17 protein-coding genes are annotated in these 19,332 nt (G+C 64.5%); 13 read left to right on the forward strand and 4 right to left on the reverse strand.

Annotation, left to right across the window (positions count from 1 at the left end):
• Nucleotides 1-102 precede the first annotated feature (102 nt).
• Nucleotides 103-2,199, reverse strand: a complete 2,097-nt coding sequence (locus JQ603_RS20945) for a 3-hydroxyacyl-CoA dehydrogenase NAD-binding domain-containing protein (RefSeq protein WP_212342180.1) — start codon at nt 2,197-2,199, stop codon at nt 103-105.
• 130 nt (nt 2,200-2,329) lie between these two features.
• On the opposite strand from JQ603_RS20945, the gene JQ603_RS20950 reads away from it, so the two are divergent.
• The 9 genes from JQ603_RS20950 to JQ603_RS20990 all read left to right on the forward strand — a co-directional run bounded on the left by JQ603_RS20950 (nt 2,330) and on the right by JQ603_RS20990 (nt 12,313).
• Nucleotides 2,330-3,196 (forward strand): IclR family transcriptional regulator, encoded by an 867-nt coding sequence (locus JQ603_RS20950; protein ID WP_212342461.1) that lies wholly within the window; start codon nt 2,330-2,332, stop codon nt 3,194-3,196.
• Between the two features lie 66 nt (nt 3,197-3,262).
• Nucleotides 3,263-4,060, forward strand: a complete 798-nt coding sequence (locus JQ603_RS20955; protein WP_212342182.1) for an ABC transporter ATP-binding protein — start codon at nt 3,263-3,265, stop codon at nt 4,058-4,060.
• Nucleotides 4,057-4,770, forward strand: a complete 714-nt coding sequence (locus tag JQ603_RS20960) for an ABC transporter ATP-binding protein (protein ID WP_018646804.1) — start codon at nt 4,057-4,059, stop codon at nt 4,768-4,770. Before JQ603_RS20955 ends, JQ603_RS20960 begins: the two co-directional genes overlap by 4 nt.
• 13 nt (nt 4,771-4,783) lie before the next feature.
• Nucleotides 4,784-5,662: a branched-chain amino acid ABC transporter permease gene (locus JQ603_RS20965; protein WP_212342184.1), complete on the forward strand. Its 879-nt coding sequence runs from the start codon at nt 4,784-4,786 to the stop codon at nt 5,660-5,662.
• Between the two features lie 2 nt (nt 5,663-5,664).
• Nucleotides 5,665-6,684 (forward strand): branched-chain amino acid ABC transporter permease, encoded by a 1,020-nt coding sequence (locus JQ603_RS20970; RefSeq protein WP_211405447.1) that lies wholly within the window; start codon nt 5,665-5,667, stop codon nt 6,682-6,684.
• 29 nt (nt 6,685-6,713) lie between these two features.
• Entirely contained in the window at nt 6,714-7,949 is a 1,236-nt protein-coding gene (locus tag JQ603_RS20975) for an ABC transporter substrate-binding protein (protein WP_212342186.1), read from the forward strand.
• A 119-nt stretch (nt 7,950-8,068) separates the two neighbouring features.
• Nucleotides 8,069-9,295 (forward strand): ABC transporter substrate-binding protein, encoded by a 1,227-nt coding sequence (locus JQ603_RS20980; RefSeq protein WP_212342188.1) that lies wholly within the window; start codon nt 8,069-8,071, stop codon nt 9,293-9,295.
• A gap of 315 nt (nt 9,296-9,610) precedes the next feature.
• Entirely contained in the window at nt 9,611-10,840 is a 1,230-nt protein-coding gene (locus tag JQ603_RS20985) for an ABC transporter substrate-binding protein (protein WP_212342190.1), read from the forward strand.
• A gap of 189 nt (nt 10,841-11,029) precedes the next feature.
• Nucleotides 11,030-12,313 (forward strand): glycerate kinase type-2 family protein, encoded by a 1,284-nt coding sequence (locus tag JQ603_RS20990; protein ID WP_212342192.1) that lies wholly within the window; start codon nt 11,030-11,032, stop codon nt 12,311-12,313.
• A 171-nt stretch (nt 12,314-12,484) separates the two neighbouring features.
• Here the strand turns inward: JQ603_RS20990 and JQ603_RS20995 are convergent, their stop codons facing one another.
• A complete protein-coding gene (locus JQ603_RS20995; protein ID WP_212342194.1) occupies nt 12,485-13,006 on the reverse strand; it encodes a MarR family winged helix-turn-helix transcriptional regulator in 522 nt (173 codons plus the stop codon).
• Between the two features lie 177 nt (nt 13,007-13,183).
• Here JQ603_RS20995 and JQ603_RS21000 point away from each other — a divergent pair, with 177 nt between their 5' ends.
• Genes JQ603_RS21000 through JQ603_RS21010 form a run of 3 tightly spaced genes read left to right on the forward strand, consistent with a single transcriptional unit; the run spans nt 13,184 to nt 16,729 of the window.
• Complete coding sequence (locus JQ603_RS21000) at nt 13,184-14,224, forward strand: branched-chain amino acid ABC transporter permease (protein WP_212342196.1); 1,041 nt, start codon at nt 13,184-13,186, stop codon at nt 14,222-14,224.
• Between the two features lie 7 nt (nt 14,225-14,231).
• Nucleotides 14,232-16,001 carry a branched-chain amino acid ABC transporter ATP-binding protein/permease gene (locus tag JQ603_RS21005; RefSeq protein WP_212342198.1) on the forward strand — a complete coding sequence of 590 codons (1,770 nt, stop codon included), beginning with the start codon at nt 14,232-14,234 and terminating at the stop codon, nt 15,999-16,001.
• Nucleotides 15,998-16,729 carry an ABC transporter ATP-binding protein gene (locus JQ603_RS21010; RefSeq protein ID WP_212342200.1) on the forward strand — a complete coding sequence of 244 codons (732 nt, stop codon included), beginning with the start codon at nt 15,998-16,000 and terminating at the stop codon, nt 16,727-16,729. The genes JQ603_RS21005 and JQ603_RS21010 overlap by 4 nt, the downstream gene beginning before the upstream one ends.
• A 180-nt stretch (nt 16,730-16,909) precedes the next feature.
• Here JQ603_RS21010 and JQ603_RS21015 read toward each other — a convergent pair whose 3' ends face one another.
• Nucleotides 16,910-17,545 (reverse strand): pyridoxamine 5'-phosphate oxidase family protein, encoded by a 636-nt coding sequence (locus tag JQ603_RS21015; RefSeq protein WP_212342202.1) that lies wholly within the window; start codon nt 17,543-17,545, stop codon nt 16,910-16,912.
• Nucleotides 17,546-17,666: 121 nt separating this feature from the next.
• On the opposite strand from JQ603_RS21015, the gene JQ603_RS21020 reads away from it, so the two are divergent.
• Nucleotides 17,667-18,551 carry a LysR family transcriptional regulator gene (locus JQ603_RS21020; RefSeq protein ID WP_212342462.1) on the forward strand — a complete coding sequence of 295 codons (885 nt, stop codon included), beginning with the start codon at nt 17,667-17,669 and terminating at the stop codon, nt 18,549-18,551.
• Between the two features lie 148 nt (nt 18,552-18,699).
• On the opposite strand, the gene JQ603_RS21025 is transcribed toward JQ603_RS21020, so the two are convergent.
• Nucleotides 18,700-19,119: a PaaI family thioesterase gene (locus tag JQ603_RS21025; protein ID WP_212342204.1), complete on the reverse strand. Its 420-nt coding sequence runs from the start codon at nt 19,117-19,119 to the stop codon at nt 18,700-18,702.
• Nucleotides 19,120-19,332: the final 213 nt, after the last annotated feature.

The following is a 19,332-nucleotide window of genomic DNA, read 5'->3' on the forward strand; positions in this document are numbered from 1 at the left end:
CGCGAGCCCGGAATCCATCAGGCAGCGCACTCAGAGGCGAAATGGATTCCGGGCCTGGCCCTGCGGGCCCTCCCGGAATGACGCCGAGAGTGCAGGCCCCCATCACGCCGCCTTCGACGCCGCAGCCAGCGAGGCGAACGTCTTGCCTTCCGCCGCGAGCTTCTTCAGCAGCGGCGCGGGCTCGAGGCTCGGGTCGTTGGTCTCCTTGGCGTAGAAGGCCAGGCGATCGGCGATGTGCTTGAGGCCGACGGTGTCGGCCCAGAACATCGGGCCGCCGCGGTAGATCGGCCAGCCATAGCCGTAGAGCCAGACCACGTCGATGTCGGACGGGCGCGCCGCGATGCCCTCTTCGAGGATCTTCGCGCCCTCGTTGATCATCGGATACATCATGCGCTCGAGGATCTCCTCGTCGCTGACGGCGCGCTTCTTGCGGCCGAGACGCAGCAGCGTCTCGTCGATCAGCTTCTCGACCTCCGGATCGGGCAGCGGCGCGCGCGAACCTTGCTCGTACTTGTAATAGCCCTTGCCGGTCTTCTGGCCGAAGCGGCCGGCTTCGCAGAGCGCGTCCGCGATCTCCGACTTGATGCCGCGGTCCTTGCGCGAGCGCCAGCCGATGTCGAGACCGGCGAGGTCGCCCATCGCGAACGGCCCCATCGGCATGCCGAACTTCGTCACCACCGCGTCGACCTGCTGCGGCAGCGCGCCTTCGAACAAGAGCTTCTCGGACTGCCTGCCGCGCTGGGCCAGCATGCGGTTGCCGACGAAGCCGTCGCAGACACCGACCACGGCCGGCACTTTTGCAATTTTGCGCGCGATCGTGACAGCCGTCACGAGAGCGTCCGGCGCGGTCTTGTCGGCGCGCACGATCTCGCACAGCTTCATGACGTTGGCCGGCGAGAAGAAGTGCATGCCCAAAACGTCCTGCGGACGCTTGGTCGACTTCGCGATCTCGTCGATGTTCAGATACGAGGTGTTGGAGGCGAGCACGGCGCCGGGCTTGGCGAACTGGTCGAGCTTGCCGAACACCTCCTTCTTCACCGCCATGGTCTCGAACACGGCTTCGATGACGAGGTCGGCATCGCCGACATTCTCGATGCCGACGACGCCGTTGATCAGCGCCATGCGCTTGGCGGGCGCGTCCGCCGGGATGCCGCCGCGCGCGGCGGTCGCTTCCCAGTTCTTCTGCATGATGCCGAGGCCTCGCTTGAGCTGCTCCTCGCCGGTCTCGATCAGGGTGACGGGAACGCCGGCATTGGCGAAGGACATCGCGATGCCGCCGCCCATGGTGCCGGCGCCGAGAATGGCGACACGGTTAACGGGGCGCGACTTGGTGCCCTCGGGCACGCCCGCGATCTTGGCGGCCTCGCGCTCGGCAAAGAAGGCGTAGCGCTGCGCCTTGGACTGGTCGCTGGCGACGAGCTTGAGGAAGCCTTCGCGCTCCTTCTTCAGACCTTCGTCGAACGGCAGGTCGATGGCGTAACCGACGGCGTCGGCGGCCGCGAACGGCGCTTCCAGGCCGCGCGACTTCTTGGTCATGGCGGCGACCGCATTGGTGAAGATCGAGCGATCGGCCTTGGCGGCCGCGATCTTGGAATCGTCGTCGCGGAGGCGCCGCAGCGGACGCTTCTCCGCGATGAGCTTGCGGACGAAAGCCTCGCCGCCGGAGGCCGGTCCCTCGATGATCTCCTCGATCAGGCCGTTCTTGAGCGCTTCCGCCGCGCCAATGGGGTCGCCGCCCACGATCATCTTGACTGCAAGCTCAGGCCCAACCGCGCGCGGCAGGCGCTGGGTTCCACCGGCGCCGGGCAGGAGGCCCAGCTTGACCTCTGGCAGGCCGAGCTTGGCTTCCTTCACCGCAACGCGGAAATGACAGGCCAGCGCGACCTCGAGGCCGCCGCCGAGCGCGGTGCCGTGGATCGCGGCAACGACCGGCTTCGGCGAATTCTCGATCTCGGCGAGGACGTCGTTGAGGGCCGGCGGCTTCGGCGGCTTGCCGAATTCCGTGATGTCGGCGCCCGCGATGAAGGTCCGGCCGGCGCAGGTCAGCACGATGCCATTGATGGCGGGATCGGCGACCGCTGCCTTGATGCATTCCAGGATGCCGCCGCGCACTGCGGCACTCAGCGCATTGACCGGAGGGCTATTGACCGTGACGATCCCGACTTCGTCATGACGCTCAAGCTTGACCACTTCGCTCACGGTTTCCCTCCTTGGTGGGGATTTACTTTTGTTCGATTTCGCGGTGCGGAATTTAATTCCGCATCTTGACGGCAGGGTTATTTTGAAGCACGGACGTTGTCAACGACTCCGCGCAAGAAGCAGATCAGGGATGAAGCGTACAGGAAAGAAGACTGCGACCGATCGGAATTTCGTCGTCGCGCTTTCCCGCGGACTGGACGTATTGCGCGCATTCCAACCCAATGACGGCCTGCTCGGCAATCAGGAGATCGCGGCGCGGACCAATCTGCCGAAGCCGACCGTATCGCGGCTGACCTATACGCTGACCAAGCTCGGCTATCTGACGCCGGTTCCCCGTTTCGAGAAGTACCAGCTCGCGCCCGCCGCGATGTCGCTCGGCTACGCCGCGCTCGCCAATCTCGGTGTTCGGCATTTGTCCGAGCCGTTTCGCGAGGAGGTGATGCGCGCCACCGGCGGCGCCGTCGCCGTCGGCGGCCGCGACCGTCACAGCATGATCTATTTCGGGCAGAGCCGCGGCAGCGAGACGGTCGGCGTTCAACTTGACGTCGGCTCGCGCGTGCCGATTGCAACCAGCGCGATGGGCCGCGCCTATTTCTGGGCGCTCGACGAAGACAACCGCACTGAAGTGTCGCGCATCCTGCGCGAACATTACGGCAGCCGCTGGCCCAAGATGCGCGATGGCCTCGAACGTTCCGGCGAGACCGTCGCGAAATACGGCTTTGCGATCTCCGTCGGCGATTGGCACGACGACATCGGCGCCGCCGGCGTCGCGCTCAAGCTCAACGACGGAACCGGACCTTACGCATTCAATTGCGGTGCGCCCGCATTCCGTTTCACGGAAGAGCGTTTGATCAACGACATTGGACCGCGTCTGCTTGCGATGGTAAGGAACATCGAAGCGGCACTCGGTGGTCTGATGCCGCATTCCAAAAAAGAAGTCAGCAAAAAGCTGAAATCAGGAGGAAAAGTTGCGCGTGTGGCCGAGGGGATCAGATAGCCTTTGTCATGACAGGGAGCGGTTCGCATCGCCCCTTCGCCCACTGAACATCGTGGGCGAGACGAGATGACGCAGGCACAGCTCGCGCAGGGGACATCGCCCCTGCTCGCGGTTCGCGACGTCAGCGTCGTGTTCGGCGGCATCATCGCGCTCAATGGCGTGTCCTTCGACATGCACAAGGGCCAGATCCTCGGGTTGATCGGCCCCAACGGCGCCGGCAAGACCACGCTCTTCAACTGCCTCTCGCGGCTGTATCAGCCGTCGTCCGGCGACATCCTGATGGAAGGCGTCAGCATCCTGTCGCGCCCGCCGCACCGGATCGCCGAGATCGGCATCGGCCGCACCTTCCAGAACGTGGCCCTGTTTCCGAATTTGTCGGTGATGGACAATGTCCGCGTCGGCGCCCATTCGAAAACCTCCAGCGACATCATCAGCGACTCCTTGAAGCTCGCCTGGGTTCGGCGCAGCGAGAACGACGTCAACAAGAAGGTGCACGAGATCCTCGCCTATCTCGACCTCGAAGACGTCGCCCACACCACCGTGTCCGGCCTGCCCTTCGGCACGCAGAAGCGCGTCGAGCTGGCGCGCGCGCTGGCCGCCGATCCGAAGATCCTGCTGCTCGACGAGCCTGCCGGCGGCCTCAACCACGAGGAAGTCTATGTGCTCGGCGACCTCATCCGCAAAATCCGTGACGAACGCCACATGACCGTGCTGCTGGTCGAGCATCACATGGGCCTCGTGATGTCGATCGCCAACCACGTCGTCGCGCTCAATTTCGGCAAGAAGCTCGCGGAAGGCACGCCCGCCCAGGTGCAGGCGGACCCCGACGTCATCAAGGCCTATCTCGGGAGCAAGGACCAATGACGACTCTGCTCAACGTCAAGGACCTGCGCGCCTATTACGGCCAGGTCCAGGCGCTCCACGGCCTGTCCTTCTCCCTCAACGAGGGCTCGCTGACGACGCTGCTCGGGGCCAACGGCGCCGGCAAGACCACCACGCTGCGCGCGATCTGCAACATGGTGCGCTCCACCGGCGCGATCGAATTCGACGGCAAGCCGCTGAGCAACCGCTCGACCGAGAACATCGTGCGGTTCGGCATCGCCCATGTGCCGCAGGGCCGCGGCACCTTCACCACCATGACGGTGGAGGAAAACCTCCAGCTCGGGGCCATCACCCGCAAGGACAGCGCCGGCATCGTCTCCGACATCGAGCGCATGTATGCGCATTTCCCGGTGCTGAAGCAGCGCCACACCCAGCAGGCCGGCACGCTCTCCGGCGGCGAGCAGCAGATGCTCGCGGTCGCGCGTGCGCTGATGCTGCGGCCGCGGCTGATGCTGCTCGACGAGCCGTCCTTTGGCCTCGCGCCGCTGGTGGTGCGCGACCTGTTCGGCATCCTCGGCAAGATCAACCGCGAGGACAAGGTGTCGATCCTGGTGGTCGAGCAGAACGCCCAGCTCGCGCTCGAGCTCGCCGACCAGGCCTACGTGATCGAGACCGGCCGCATCGTGATGTCGGGCAATGCCAAGGACATCGCGAACAACGAAGAAATCCGCAAATCCTATCTGGGTTACTGAGGGAGCCGGGACAATGGAGCTGTTTACCAACCAGGTCCTGGCCGGCATCGCCACGGGCGCGATCTACGCCTGCATGGCGCTCGCCGTGGTCATGATCTACCAGGCCATCGACCATCTCAACTTCGCGCAGGGCGAGATGGCGATGTTCTCGACCTTCATCTCCTGGCAGTTGATGCAGTGGGGCGTGCCCTACTGGGCCGCCTTCGTCATCACGCTGGCGTTCTCCTTCGTCGGCGGCATCGCGATCGAGCGCATCCTGTTCAAGCCGCTCGCCAAGGCGCCGGTGCTGACCAACGTCGCCGGCTTCATCGCGCTGTTCGCGATCATCAACTCCTCGGCCGGCCTGATCTGGGACTTCACCATCAAGCAGTACCCGACCCCGTTCGGCTCCGCGCCGTTCCTCGGCAGCCAGCTGATCTCGACCCACCAGGCCGGCATGATCGGGGTCACGGTGCTGCTGCTGCTCGGCCTCTACTTCTTCTTCCAGTACACCCGCATCGGCCTTGCGATGCGCGCGGCCGCCTCGGTGCCTGAATCGGCGCGCCTCGTCGGCATCAACACCTCCTGGATGATCGCGCTGGGCTGGGGCATGGCAACCGCGATCGGCTCGATCGCCGGCATGCTGATCGCTCCCGTCGTGTTCCTCGAGCCCAACATGATGGGCGGCGTGCTGATCTACGGCTTCGCCGCGGCCGTGCTCGGCGGCCTCACCAGCCCGTTCGGCGCCGTGGTCGGCGGCTTCCTGGTCGGCGTCTTCGAGAACCTCGCCGGCACCTACATCCCCGGCGTCGGCAACGAGCTGAAGCTCCCGATCGCGCTTGCGCTGATCATCTCCGTCCTGGTCGTCAAACCCGCTGGCCTGTTCGGCCGGCACATCGTCAAGCGAGTTTGATCATGAGCGCTGCAGAAGAAGTCGTTGCAGAAGGCCACCAGGCGGTCGAGGCCGTTCCGAAGCGGGCCATGACGCTGGGCACCGGCACCTCGCTGGTGGTGCTCGCCGCGCTCGTGATCGTCCCCGTCTTCGTCAAGAATTTCGTCATCTTCCAGATGACGATGCTCCTGATCTACGGGCTCGCCGTGCTGGCGCTGAACATCCTGACCGGCGGCTCGGGCCAGTTCTCGCTCGGCCAGAGCGCGTTCTACGCGGTCGGCGCCTATACTTCGGCAGTGCTGATGGAGCACGCCAACATCAACTACGCACTTACCATTCCGATTTCCGCCGTGGTCTGCTTCGGATTCGGTTACCTCTTCGGCAAACCGGCCCTGCGGCTGTCAGGCGTCTATCTCGCGCTCGCGACCTTCGCGCTCGCCACCGCGATGCCGCAGCTCCTGAAGCTGAACTTCCTCGAGCACTGGACCGGCGGCGTGCAGGGCCTCGTCGTCACCAAGCCCGACGCACCGTTCGGCCTGCCGATGTCGCAGGACATGTGGCTGTACTATTTCACGCTCGTCGTGACGATCGCGATCTACATCTTCTCGGTGAACCTGTTGCGCTCGAGGTCGGGTCGCGCCTTCATGGCGATCCGCGACAACGAGATCGCGGCCTCCTCGATGGGTGTCAACGTCGCGCTCTACAAGACGCTGGCCTTCGGCGTGTCCGCGGCGATCACCGGTATCGCCGGCTCGCTCGGCGCCATCGCGGTGCAGTTCGTGGCCCCCGACAGCTACACCATCACGCTCGCGATCTCGCTGTTCCTCGGCATGGTGGTCGGCGGCGTCGGCTGGCTGCCCGGCTCGTTCGTCGGCGCGGCCTTCATCATCTTCGTGCCGAACATGGCGGAGAGCATCTCCAAGGGCCTCTCCGGCGCCGTGTTCGGCGTGCTGTTGTTCCTGGTCATCTACCTCGTGCCGCATGGCGCAAGGCAGATCGCAATCCTGGGCCAGCAACTCGCTGGAAAGCTCAGAAAGAATTGAACCCGTTAGTCGTAAGAAGGAGACCCGAATTGTCTTTTGGAAGAACACTGCGAGCCGCCGCGCTGGTCACGGCAACGGCGGCCATCACTTTCAACTCCGGCGCGGCATTTGCCCAAAAGAAATATGATACCGGCGCTTCCGACACCGAGATCAAGATCGGCAACATCATGCCGTACAGCGGTCCGGCGTCGGCCTATGGCATCATCGGCAAGACCGAAGAAGCCTATTTCAAGATGATCAACGACAAGGGCGGCATCAACGGCCGCAAGGTCAACTTCGTCACCTATGACGACGCCTATTCGCCGCCAAAGGCGGTCGAGCAGGTCCGCAAGCTGGTCGAGAGCGACGAGGTGCTGGCCGTGTTCAACCCGCTCGGCACGCCCTCGAACACCGCGATCCAGAAATACCTGAACGCCAAGAAGATCCCGCAGCTGTTCGTCGCCACCGGCGCCACCAAGTGGAACGACCCGAAGAACTTCCCCTGGACCATGGGCTGGCAGCCTTCCTACCAGAGCGAAGCGCAGATCTACGCGAAATGGCTGATGAAGGAGAAGCCGAACGCCAAGATCGCGATCCTCTACCAGAACGACGATTTCGGCAAAGACTACCTCAAGGGCACCAAGGACGGCCTCGGCGCCAAGGCCTCGTCCATGATCATCATGGAAGAGAGCTATGAGGTGTCCGAGCCGTCGATCGACGGCCACATCGTCAAGATCAAGGCCGCCAATCCCGACGTGCTGCTGATCTACGCGACGCCGAAATTCGCGGCGCAGACCATCAAGAAGACCGCCGAGCTCACCTGGAAGCCGCTGCAGATCCTGACCAACGTCTCGATCTCGGTCGGCAGCGTGATGAAGCCGGCCGGCTTCGAGGCCTCGCAGGACGTGCTGTCGGCGGCTTATGCCAAGGACTCCACGGATCCGCAGTGGAACAACGACCCCGGCATGAAGAAGTGGAACGAGTTCGTCGACAAGTACATGCCCGGCGCCGACAAGACCGACACCGGCATGGTCTACGGCTATGGCGCGGCTTCGACGCTGGCCAAGGTCCTGGAGATGTGCGGTGACGACCTCACCCGCGCCAACCTGATGAAGCAGGCGGCCTCGCTGAAGGATTTTGCCCCGGACACCCTGCTGCCCGGCGTCAAGATCAACACCAGCGCCACCGACTTCGCTCCGATCGCGCAGCTGCAGATGCAGCGCTTCAAGGGCGAGAAGTGGGAACTGTTCGGCGAGATCATCAGCGGCGACGTCGCCTCCGAGTGACACGCTGACGCCATAGTCCTGGCATCGAAAAGCCCCCGCGAGCGATTGCGGGGGCTTTTTGTTGACGTCGGGCGTCAATCTTGTTCAATGCGGCCGATCCAGCCCGGGGTAGGAGAACAATGACTGCCGTTCGTTTTCAGGTTGTGGCCGTCTCGGCCGCCCTCGCATTGTGCACCGCGATGACGAGCCCGGTGCTGGCGCAAAAGAAATACGACAGCGGCGCTTCCGATTCCGAGATCAGAATAGGCAACATCATGCCCTATAGCGGGCCGGCCTCGGCCTACGCCGTGATCGGCAGGACCGAGGAAGCCTATTTCAACAAGATCAACGCCGAGGGCGGCATCAACGGCCGCAAGATCAAGTTCATCTCTTACGATGACGGCTATTCGCCGCCGAAGACGGTGGAGCAGGCGCGCAAGCTGGTCGAGAGCGACGGAGTGCTGCTGATCTTCGGCTCGCTCGGTACCTCCACCAATGGTGCGATCCGCAAATACATGAACGAGAAGAAGGTCCCGCAATTGTTCGTGGCGAGCGGCGCCTCGAAATGGAACGACCCGAAGCAATATCCCTGGACCATGGGCTGGCAGCCGAGCTACGCGAGCGAAGCGCGCATCTACGCCAAGTACATCATGAAGGAGAAGCCGGACGCCAAGATCGGCGTGCTCTTTCAGAACGACGATTTCGGCAAGGACTATCTGAAGGGACTGAAGGAGGGCCTGGGGCCCAAGGCCGCGATGATCGTGTTGGAAGACAGCTACGACACCTCGGAGCCCGCGATCGACGAGCACGTCGTGAAACTGAAAGCCTCGGGCGCCGACGTCTTGATCAGCATCGCCACCCCGAAATTTGCAGCGCAAGCGATCAAGAAGGCGGCCGAGATCAACTGGCATCCGGTCCACATCATCTCCAACGTCTCGGCCTCGGTCGGCGGCGTGCTGGAGCCGGCGGGCCTCGAGATCTCGCAAGGCATCCTGTCGGCCACCTACACCAAGGACGGCTCCGATCCGCAATGGAATGCCGACGACGGCATGAAGAAGTTCTACAATTTCCTCGCGCAGTACGCGCCCAAGGCCAACAAGCTCGATGCCGGCGTGGTGTTCGGCTATGCCGCGGCCCAGACCATGGTGAAGGTGCTGCAGATGTGCGGCGACGATCTCACCCGCGAGAACGTCATGAAGCAGGCCGCCAGCATCAGGGATTTCGAGCCCGACACGCTGCTGCCGGGCATCAAGATCAACACTGCGCCGGATAATTTCGCCCCGATCGAGCAGCTCCAGATGATGCGCTTCAAGGGCAGGAAATGGGAGCTGTTCGGCGACGTCATCTCGAGCGAGATCGGACATTGAGCGCCGCAAGCGCGCAATTCAAAATAGCTCATGTTTCACAGAACAACTTCCGCGCAACGGATTGAGCGGCGCATCCATCTCGCACGCCGGAATATTCCCCATCGTCTCGAAAAAAGAGCGTCCCGCTGCGACAGCTGACTTTGACCAATCGCTGAAGATGTAGCCTCGATCGACTAAAGACGAAGCCCCTGCGGCCTTGCCGCAGGGGCTTTTCCTTGAAGCTCCCGGACAAATCGTATTGAATTGCGGCAGCGTTACCAAGAACAATCAAGCCAAGAAAAGGGACGCACACATCAAGAAAATAGGGAGATAGGAATGCCCGCTGTCACCGGCAAGCTTGCGGCCGCGTCACTGGCGCTCGCGCTCATTGCGGCCTCGGCCTCCACTGCATCGGCCCAGAAGAAATACGATACCGGCGCCACCGACACCGAAATCAAGATCGGCAACATCATGCCCTACAGCGGACCGGCCTCCGCCTACGGCATCATCGGGCGGACCGAAGCCGCCTATTTCAAGAAGATCAATGACGAGGGCGGCATCAACGGCCGCAAGATCAATTTCGTTTCCTACGACGACGCCTATTCGCCGCCGAAGACGGTGGAGCAGGCGCGCAAGCTGGTCGAAAGCGACGAGGTGCTGTTCATCTTCAACTCGCTCGGCACGCCGCCGAACTCGGCGATCCAGAAATACATGAATTCGAAGAAGGTGCCGCAGCTGTTCGTCGCCACCGGCGCCACCAAGTGGAACGATCCGCAGAACTTCCCGTGGACGATGGGCTGGCAGCCCAATTACCAGAGCGAGACGCAGATCTACGCGAAATACATCCTGAAGACCATGCCGAACGCCAAGATCGGCGTCCTTTACCAGAACGACGATTACGGCAAGGACTACCTCAAGGGCCTGAAGGACGGCCTCGGCGCCAAGGGCGCAAGCATGATCGTGCTGGAGGAAAGCTACGAGACTTCAGAGCCGACCATCGACAATCACATCGTCAAGCTGAAGGCGACCGGTGCCGACGTCTTCATCAACATCACCACGCCGAAGTTCGCGGCACAGGCGATCAAGAAGATCTCCGAAATCGGCTGGAAACCGACTCACTTCCTCAACAACGTCTCGGCCTCGGTCGGCAGCGTGATCAAGCCCGCCGGCTTCGAGAACTCTCAGGACATCATCTCGGCCGCCTATCTGAAGGACGTTTCCGATCCGCAGTGGAAGGACGACGCCGGCATGAAGGGCTTCCTTGACTTCATGACGAAATACTTCCCGGAGGGCGACAAGCTCGACGGCGGCACCATCGTCGGCTACGGCGTGGCACAGACGCTGGTCGAAGTGCTGAAGAAGTGCGGCGACAATCTCACGCGCGAGAACGTCATGAAGCAGGCGGCGAGCCTGAAGGATTTCCGCACCGAAGTGCTGCTGCCCGGCATCAAGGTCAACACCGGCGCCAACGACTTCGCACCGATCAGTTCGCTCCAGCTCATGAAGTTCAAGGGCGACAAATGGGATCTGTTCGGCGACGTGATCAGCGCCGACGCCGGCGGCTAGCCGCAAGAAAGCACGCAAAGCAAGCCCCCTGCGGCCTCACGCAGGGGGCTTTTGTTTTCCCTTCCGATTATGATCACGCGATTGCACAATCGAATGACAGGAAAGCCTGCTTACGCTTTTGCGCCTGATGCGGTAGGCATGTGACTGGCGCTCGCCGCCGATCTCTCCTGTTCGCCGAAGGCCTTCGTCATGACCGACCGCCGTCCGCTGCTCCGCGCACTCTACGACGCCGCCGTTGCCGCCGCCCATCCGAATACAATTCTGGCGCCGCATTTGCGGCCAGCGCCCAAGGGACGCGTGATCTGCCTTGCCGCCGGCAAGGGCGCCGGCGCAATGGCCGCGGCCGCGGAGCGGCATTATCTCGACACGCTGAAACTCGCGCCGGAGCGGCTGGTCGGCATCGCCACCACGCGCCATGGCTATGGCGTGCCGACGCGCCGCATCCGCGTGGTCGAGGCCGGCCATCCCGTACCTGACGAGGCCGGCCTGAAGGGCGCCGCCGACACGCTCGCGCTCGCAGGCGAGGCCGGTCCCGACGATCTCTTGCTGGTGCTGCTCACCGGCGGCGGCTCGGCGAACTGGATCGCGCCCGTGGACGGCATCAGCTTCGCGCAGAAGCAGGCGGTCAACAAGGCGCTGCTGCGCTCGGGCGCGCCGATCGGCGAGATGAACGTCGTGCGCAAGCACCTTTCGCGGATCAAGGGCGGGCGGCTCGCGCGCGCCGGCAGGAACGCGGCCGAGATCGTCACGCTCGCGATCTCCGACGTGCCGCATGACGATCCTTCCGCGATCGCCTCCGGTCCCACTGTACCCGATCCGACCACGCTGGCCGACGCGCGCGCGATCGTCGCGAAGTACCGGCTCGACGTCGACGATGCCGTGCGCCGCGCGCTCGACGATCCCAATAACGAGAGCTGCAAGCCCGGCGATGCCGCCTTTGCGCGGGCGTCGTTCGAATTGATCGCGCGGCCCAAGCAATCGCTCGACGCCGCGGTGAAGCTTGCCAAGGACGCCGGCTACGAGACCATCGATCTCGGCGCCGATCTCGAAGGCGAGGCGCGCGAGGTCGCGGCCAATCATGCGAAGCTGGCGCTGCAGGCGCGCGTGCAGGGCAAGCGCATCGCGATCCTCTCCGGCGGCGAGCTCACGGTGACCGTGCGCGGCAATGGGCGCGGCGGGCCGAACCAGGAATACGCGCTGGCGCTCGCGGAGCTGTTGAAGGATACGCCCGATATCTCGGCACTCGCCGGCGACACCGACGGCGCCGATGGCGGCGCCGGCCACCCGACCGACCCCGCCGGCGCGCTGATCGACGCTGCGACCTTTGCGAAGATGAAGGCGCACGGGCTGCAGCCGCAGGCCTATCTCGACAACAACGACGCGACGACGTTCTTCGAGGCCACGGGCGATCTGCTGCAGCCGGGCCCGACGCTGACGAACGTGAATGATATCCGGGTGATTTTGGTGGATTGAGGCGCCCTTACCCTCCCCTGGAGGGGGAGGGTCGATCGCGCGAAGCGCGAGCGGGGTGGGGTGATCTCTCCATTCGGGCAGTGTTCGCGAGGAGAGACCGTCACCCCACCCCGCTACGCATTTCGCTTCGCTCATGCGCAGCGACCCTCCCCCTCCAGGGGAGGGGCAGGCTCAAAACTCGTTGGCGATCTTCGAGAGCATCCCGATCAGAGCTTCGCGGTTGGCCTGGCCGAGCAGATCGTTCAGCCGCGCCTCGTGCTTGGTGGCGACGAGCTTCTTCGCCCGGGCCAGCACGGCCTTGCCCTTGTCGGTCAAGACCAGGATGTGCGAGCGGCGGTCGTTGGTGGAGCGGATCCGCGCGCAAAGGTCGCGGCTTTCGAGATTGTCGAGCATGGCCACGAAGTTGGGCCTGAGGATGCCGAGGGTGGAGGCGATCTCGGTCTGGTTACGGCCCGGGTTCTTCTCCACCAGCAGCAGCACGGAGAACTGCGCCGGCGTCAGCTGGAGCGAGGCCATGCAGCGCAAAAAGTTCTCGAACACCTTGAGCTGTGCCCGCTTCAGGACATAGCCGAGCTGTTCGGACAACTCGCCTAGCTGGAGGGCTTCGGCCAGCGGCTCGCCAATGTCCTTGCGGCCCTTGGCCGCGTCGGCAGGCTTTTCGGAAGACTTTTCAGCGGTTTTGGAAACGGTCATCGCCTCGTGCTCGTAATCCCGCTAAGTTCGGGACGGGTCGTTCCTCACCCTTGATGTTATATTTGATAATTGTTATGGACCATATCAAATATCGTCAGCGTATTTCAATGGCTGTGAGGGGACCATCCACCGCAATTGCGGAGGCCGGTCCCCGATCTTGAGGGGGAGCGTCCGGTCTTGAACACCACTATCATGCTGTTCCTGGTGCAGGACGGCATCACCAATGGCGCAATCTACGCGCTGCTCGGCCTGGCGCTGGTGCTGGTGTTCGCCGTCACCCGCGTCATCCTCATTCCCCAGGGCGAATTCGTCACCTACGGCGCGCTGACCTACGCCTCGCTGGCGGCCGGCCAGATGCCGGGAACGGCGAAGCTCGCGCTGGCCCTCGGCATCGGCGCCTTCGCCTTCGACCTGTTCGTGGCGCGCAAGGCGCTGCACGGGCGGCTGGTCGTCCGCAGCTTCGTCACCAACATCGTGCTGCCTTCCATCGTGCTGGCGCTGACCATCTATTTCGCCGCCCAGAAGCCGCCGGTCGCCATCTGCATCGCGCTGTCGCTGGTGATCGTCGCCATGATCGGCCTTTATCTCTACCGCATCGCCTTCCAGCCGCTGGCGCACACCTCCGTGCTGGTGCTGCTGATCGCCTCCGTCGGCGTGCACCTCGCGCTGCAGGGCCTCGGCCTGTTGTTCTTCGGCGCCGAAGGCCAGCGCGGGCCTGCCGTGCTGTCCGGCGCCTTCACCGCCGGCGCGCTGCGCTTCACCGGCCAGAGCATCACCGTCTACGCCATCACCATCGCCTTCATCGTCGGGCTCTGGCTGTTCTTCGGCCTGACGCTCTACGGCAAGGCGCTGCGCGCGACCGCGGTGAACCGGCTCGGCGCGCGGCTTGCCGGCATCCGCACCACGCTGTCGGGGCAGATCGCGTTCCTGCTGGCCTCGGTCATCGGCGCGCTGTCGGGCATCATGATCGTGCCGATCACGACGCTCTACTATGACTCGGGCTTCCTGATCGGCCTGAAAGGCTTCGTTGCCGCGATCATCGGCGGCCTCGTCAGCTATCCCCTCACCGCCGTGGCGGCGCTGGTCGTCGGCATCGTCGAGGCGTTCTCGTCCTTCTATGCCTCCAACTACAAGGAGGTGATCGTCTTCATGCTGCTGATCCCCGTGCTGCTGCTGCGCTCGCTCGCCGCGCCCGCGGTCGAGGAAGAGAAGGACTGACGCCAAGATGCAGAGCCGGCTTCCCATCCTCGTCTTCGCACTCGTCATGGCGGCGATCCCGTTTGTCCCGGGCATGCCGCCGTTCTGGATCGTGCTGCTCGACAATATCGGCCTTGCCGCGCTGGTCGCGATGGGCCTCGTGCTGCTGACCGGCGTCGGCGGCCTCACCTCGTTCGGGCAGGCCGCCTTTGTCGGCTTCGGCGCCTACACCACCGCAGTGCTCTCGACGGCCTACGGCCTGTCGCCCTGGCTGACGCTGCCGCTGTCGCTCGTGGTCAGCGGATCGCTGGCGGTGCTGCTCGGGCTGATCACGGTCCGCCTGTCGGGCCATTATCTGCCGCTCGGCACGCTCGCCTGGGGGTTGGGGCTGTTCTACCTCTTCAGCAAGCTGGAGTTCTTAGGGCGCAACGACGGCATCTCGGCGATCCCGCCGCTGTCGATCGGCACGTTCAAGATGCTCTCGCCCGGCTCGATCTATTACGCGATCTGGGTCGCTGTGATCCTCTCGGCTCTGCTCACGATGAACCTGCTGGACTCCCGCACCGGCCGCGCCATCCGCGCGCTGCGGCGCGGCCATGTCGCCGCGGAAGCCTTCGGCGTGCACACGCCGCGGGCCAAGCTGCTGGTGTTCATCCATGCCGCGGTGCTGGCCGGGCTTTCGGGGTGGCTCTACGCGCATCTTCAGCGCGCGGTGAACCCGACGCCGTTCGGCGCGCATATGGGCATCGAATATCTCTTCATCGCGGTGGTCGGCGGCGCCGGCTATGTCTGGGGCGGCGTGCTCGGCGCGGCGATCGTCGTGATCCTGAAAGAGGTGCTGCAAAGCTATCTGCCGCTGATCCTGCCCGGCTCCGGCCAGGTCGAGACCATCGTGTTCGGCATCATGCTGGTGGCGCTGCTGCAGCTCGCCCCCGGCGGCCTCTGGCCCTGGCTGATCTCCTTCCTGCCCGAGCGCACCAGCGGCAAGAAGCCCGACACCTCGCTGAAGCTCGAGCAGCGCAGCCGCGCGCCCGCCGAGGCCGGCGTGCTGCTTCAGGTCGAAAAAGCGCGCAAGCAATTCGGCGGCGTGGTCGCGGTCAACAACGTCTCCTTCGACGTCCAGGCCAAGGAGATCGTCGCGCTGATCGGGCCGAACGGCGCCGGCAAGAGCACAACCTTCAACCTGATCACCGGCGTGCTGTCGGCCACATCAGGCTCGATCTCGGTGCTCGGCAAGAAGGTCGACAAGGCGCCGCCGCAGGAGATCGTCAAGCTCGGCATCAGCAGGACCTTCCAGCACGTCAAGCTGGTCCCCGACATGACGGTGCTGGAGAACGTCGCGATCGGCGCGCATCTGCGCGGCCATTCCGGCCCCATCGCGTCGATGCTGCGGCTCGACCGCGCTGACGAAGCCAAGCTGCTCGCGGAAGCCGCACGGCAGATCGAGCGCGTCGGCCTCGCCGAGCAGATGCATCAGCTCGCAGGTTCGCTCTCGCTGGGCCAGCAGCGCATCGTCGAGATCGCCCGCGCGCTCTGCGTCGATCCGATGCTGCTGCTGCTCGACGAGCCGGCCGCGGGCCTGCGCCACATGGAGAAGCAGCGCCTCGCCGCGCTGCTCCGCGAGCTCCGCGACGGCGGCATGTCCGTCCTTTTGGTCGAGCACGACATGGGTTTCGTGATGAACCTCGCCGACCGCATCGTGGTGCTCGATTTCGGCACCAAGATCGCGGAAGGCACGCCCGCGACGATCAAGACCAATCCCGAAGTGATCAAGGCCTATCTCGGAGTGGCGGCATGAGCGCGCTGTTGTCCGTCACCGATGCCCACGTCGCCTATGGCAAGGTCGAGGCCGTGCGCTCGGTCTCGCTGGAGGTCGGCGCCAACCAGATCGTCACCATCGTCGGCGCCAACGGCGCCGGCAAGACCACGCTGCTCTCGGCCATCATGGGCATCCTGCCACTGAAGGGCCGCGTCGCCTTTGCCGGGCAGGATCTCGCCCGGCTCGACATCGAGGATCGCGTCGCGATGGGCCTCGGCCTCGTCCCCGAGCACCGCGAATTGTTCGTGACCATGAATGTCGAGGACAATCTCGAGCTCGGCGCCTTCCGCATCGAGCGGAGCCGGGCGAAGTCCTCGATCGAGCGGGTCTATGCGCTGTTTCCGCGGCTCAAGGAGCGGCGCAAGCAGCTCGCCGGCACGCTCTCCGGCGGCGAGCAGCAGATGCTGGCGATGGGCCGCGCGCTGATGGGCGAGCCGAAGCTCCTGATGCTGGACGAGCCGAGCCTAGGCCTCGCCCCGATCATCGTCGCCGACATCTTCCGCATCATCACCGAGCTCCGCGCCGCCGGCGTCTCCGTGCTGCTGGTCGAGCAGAACGCGCAGGCCGCGCTGAAGATCGCGGACCAGGCCTATGTGATGGAGCTCGGCGAGTTCGTGCTCAGCGGCAAGGCCAGCGACATCGCCGCGAACGAGCGGGTTGCGGCGAGCTATCTCGGCTTCCAGCACGAAGGCGCGAGCGTGATCTGATTTCTCTTACCCTCCCCTGGAGGGGGAGGGTCGCTTCGCATGGAGCGAAGCGAAATGCGAAGCGGGGTGGGGTGAAGGTCTCTCCCCGCGCACAGTTCCCGTGTTGAGAGATCACCCCACCCCGCTCGCGCTTCGCGCGATCGACCCTCCCCCTCCAGGGGAGGGTAAGCGAGCAGCGGCTTATGTCGTAACCTTTGTCGTTCCCTTCTCACCCTTCAACGACGCGACCTCCGCTTCCAGCTCTGCGATCCGCTGATCCCGCGCCGCCAGCGCCGCGGCGACATCCGGGGCGTCGAACTTCTGCGGAATGTGCTGCGGGCAGTTGGTGTCCCAGGCCGCGATCTTGAAGAGGATGACCTGCTCCGGCCGGGCGCGATATCCCTTCGGCATCAGCGACGTCGTCAGCGCCTCGTCGTCCTCGACCACATGGGCCTCGCCCCAGATCTTGACCCGGCGGCGATGGGCGTAGTCCATCACGAAGATGTAGGCCTTGGGGTTCTCGGACAGATTTCCCTGGGTGATGTATTGCCGGTTGCCGGAATAGTCGGTGAAGGCGAGCGTCTGCTTGTCCAGTACCTTCAAGAACCCCTTCGGGCCGCCGCGGTGCTGGATGTAGGGCTGCCCATCGGCCGAGGCCGTCGCAAAGTAGAAGCTGTTGGCGTCGGCCAGGAACGCCGCGAGGTTCTCGTCGACCTCGGTGCGCCATCCCCGCTGCTCGGCATGAGCATAGCCCTCGCGCGATCCCTTTCGGGTCTGGATCGATTTCACCGCCGGCGAGAAGGCAACGTCGCTGGCATAGGTATGTACGGCAGTCATCGGAACATCTCCTGAAATTCCGGCGCATCTCTGCGTCTTCGGTTGCAGAGATGGACCTTTCGGCTCTTAAAACAATCGACCGCCTTGACACTTCATCGTTGCGATATATGCAATAATGTCCATGGACCGCCTGGAAGCCATGCACGTCTTCGTCACCGTCGCCGATCTGCGCGGCTTCGCGCCGGCGGCGCGCAAACTGCGGCTGTCGCCGTCGGCGGTGACGCGGCTGATCGCGGCACTGGAGGAGCATCTCGGCGCGCGGCTGCTGCAGCGGACCACGCGGCAGGTGAGGCTGACCGATGTCGGCACGCGGTACCTCGAGCGCGCGCGGCGCATTCTCGCCGATGTCGAGGAGGCCGATGGCTCGGCGCGGCAGGAGCGCAACCGGCCGAGCGGGCGGCTGGTGGTGTCGGCACCGGTCGGCTTCGGCCGGCTGCATGTCGGGCCGGTCATGACCGCCTATCTCAAGCGCTATCCCGACGTCGCCGCCGAGCTCAGGCTGTCGGACAACCTCGTCAATCTCGTGGAGGATGCCGTCGATGCCGCCGTGCGGATCGGCCATCTCGCCGATTCCTCGCTGGTGGCGCGCCAGGTCGGCGAGATGCGGCGGATAGTGGTGGCGACACCAGGCTACCTGAAGCGCCATGGCGAGCCGAAGACGCCGGAGGCGCTGGTCGATCACCAGACCATCCAGTTCGGTCCCACCGCCAGCTGGCATTTCGTGCAGGACGGCCGCGATATCGAGGTGACGCCGTCACCGCGCTTCACCAGCAACAGCGCCGACGCAGCGCTGCAATATGCCGAGGCCGGCGGCGGCGTGACGCGCGTGCTGGCCTATCAGGCCGCGGAGAGCCTGAAGCGCGGACGGCTGAAAATCGTGCTGGCGAAATACGAGCAGCCGGCGCTGCCGATCCACATCGTCTACCCGACCTCGCGCCTGCTCTCGGCCAAGGTGCGCGCGTTCATCGACCTCGTGGTGGAGACGGCGGAGTGGCGGTTTGGGTGAGGATCTCGTGTCCCGGACGCGCTGCAGCGTGCAACGCTGCTGCGCAGAGCCGGGAGCCAGAAGGCAGCAGAGTACCATGTAGACGCATGGGTCCCGGCTCTGCGGAGCGGCACTTCGCGCCGCACCGCGTCCGGGACACGAGAGAGCATCACCCTTTCTTCGGCACTACGCGGAACGTGCCGCTCGCGCGCGCGATCACGATGTCGTCGGCCTTGATCAGGCACTGCGCGAAACAGATCGTCTTGCCGGTCTTGATCACGTCGCTCTCGATCGAACACCACTGGCCGATCTCCGCGGAGCCGACGAAATCGACCGAGAGCGAGACCGTCACGAACGACGTGGTCCAGCCCGTCGCCTGCGCGCAGCTATAGCCCATGGCATTGTCGGCGAGCGCGGCGATGAGGCCGCCATGGATCAGGCCGCGGCCGTTGGTATGGGGCCTGGCCAGCCGGAGGCCGATGATGACGGCCTTGTCGGTGTTCTTCGCGTAGAGCGGCTCCCAGGGCTCGGTGAGTGGGCTCTTGCGAAAGAGCGGCTCGAAGCCGTCGGGGATGTCGGTGGACGTCATGGCTGTCTCGCGTTGCTGTGTCGCCGGCATTGAACGCGATGTGGATGACAGTTTCACCGCCTACAAAGTTTTAAACGGAATTTGCGCGGGCGTTTGAAATGGGCGGCGGCGCTATCGCAAGCAGAGGCCGTAGGGTGGGTTAGCCGAAGGCGTAACCCACCACCGTCTGTATCCGCGGAAGCAGAAGAGGTGGGTTACGCCGAGCAGCTGCGC

This window comes from Bradyrhizobium liaoningense (assembly GCF_018130825.1).
Lineage (GTDB): Bacteria > Pseudomonadota > Alphaproteobacteria > Rhizobiales > Xanthobacteraceae > Bradyrhizobium > Bradyrhizobium liaoningense_B.

What these genes read in the sequence shown, in the direction of transcription:
- JQ603_RS20950 (WP_212342461.1), top strand. Translation starts at nt 2,330, where the DNA reads ATGAAGCGTACAGGAAAGAAGACTGCGACCGATCGGAATTTCGTCGTC.
- JQ603_RS20955 (WP_212342182.1), top strand. Translation starts at nt 3,263, where the DNA reads ATGACGCAGGCACAGCTCGCGCAGGGGACATCGCCCCTGCTCGCGGTT.
- JQ603_RS20960 (WP_018646804.1), top strand. Translation starts at nt 4,057, where the DNA reads ATGACGACTCTGCTCAACGTCAAGGACCTGCGCGCCTATTACGGCCAG.
- JQ603_RS20965 (WP_212342184.1), top strand. Translation starts at nt 4,784, where the DNA reads ATGGAGCTGTTTACCAACCAGGTCCTGGCCGGCATCGCCACGGGCGCG.
- JQ603_RS20970 (WP_211405447.1), top strand. Translation starts at nt 5,665, where the DNA reads ATGAGCGCTGCAGAAGAAGTCGTTGCAGAAGGCCACCAGGCGGTCGAG.
- JQ603_RS20980 (WP_212342188.1), top strand. Translation starts at nt 8,069, where the DNA reads ATGACTGCCGTTCGTTTTCAGGTTGTGGCCGTCTCGGCCGCCCTCGCA.
- JQ603_RS20985 (WP_212342190.1), top strand. Translation starts at nt 9,611, where the DNA reads ATGCCCGCTGTCACCGGCAAGCTTGCGGCCGCGTCACTGGCGCTCGCG.
- JQ603_RS20990 (WP_212342192.1), top strand. Translation starts at nt 11,030, where the DNA reads ATGACCGACCGCCGTCCGCTGCTCCGCGCACTCTACGACGCCGCCGTT.
- JQ603_RS20995 (WP_212342194.1), bottom strand. Translation starts at nt 13,006, where the DNA reads ATGACCGTTTCCAAAACCGCTGAAAAGTCTTCCGAAAAGCCTGCCGAC.
- JQ603_RS21005 (WP_212342198.1), top strand. Translation starts at nt 14,232, where the DNA reads ATGCAGAGCCGGCTTCCCATCCTCGTCTTCGCACTCGTCATGGCGGCG.
- JQ603_RS21010 (WP_212342200.1), top strand. Translation starts at nt 15,998, where the DNA reads ATGAGCGCGCTGTTGTCCGTCACCGATGCCCACGTCGCCTATGGCAAG.
- JQ603_RS21015 (WP_212342202.1), bottom strand. Translation starts at nt 17,545, where the DNA reads ATGACTGCCGTACATACCTATGCCAGCGACGTTGCCTTCTCGCCGGCG.
- JQ603_RS21020 (WP_212342462.1), top strand. Translation starts at nt 17,667, where the DNA reads ATGGACCGCCTGGAAGCCATGCACGTCTTCGTCACCGTCGCCGATCTG.
- JQ603_RS21025 (WP_212342204.1), bottom strand. Translation starts at nt 19,119, where the DNA reads ATGACGTCCACCGACATCCCCGACGGCTTCGAGCCGCTCTTTCGCAAG.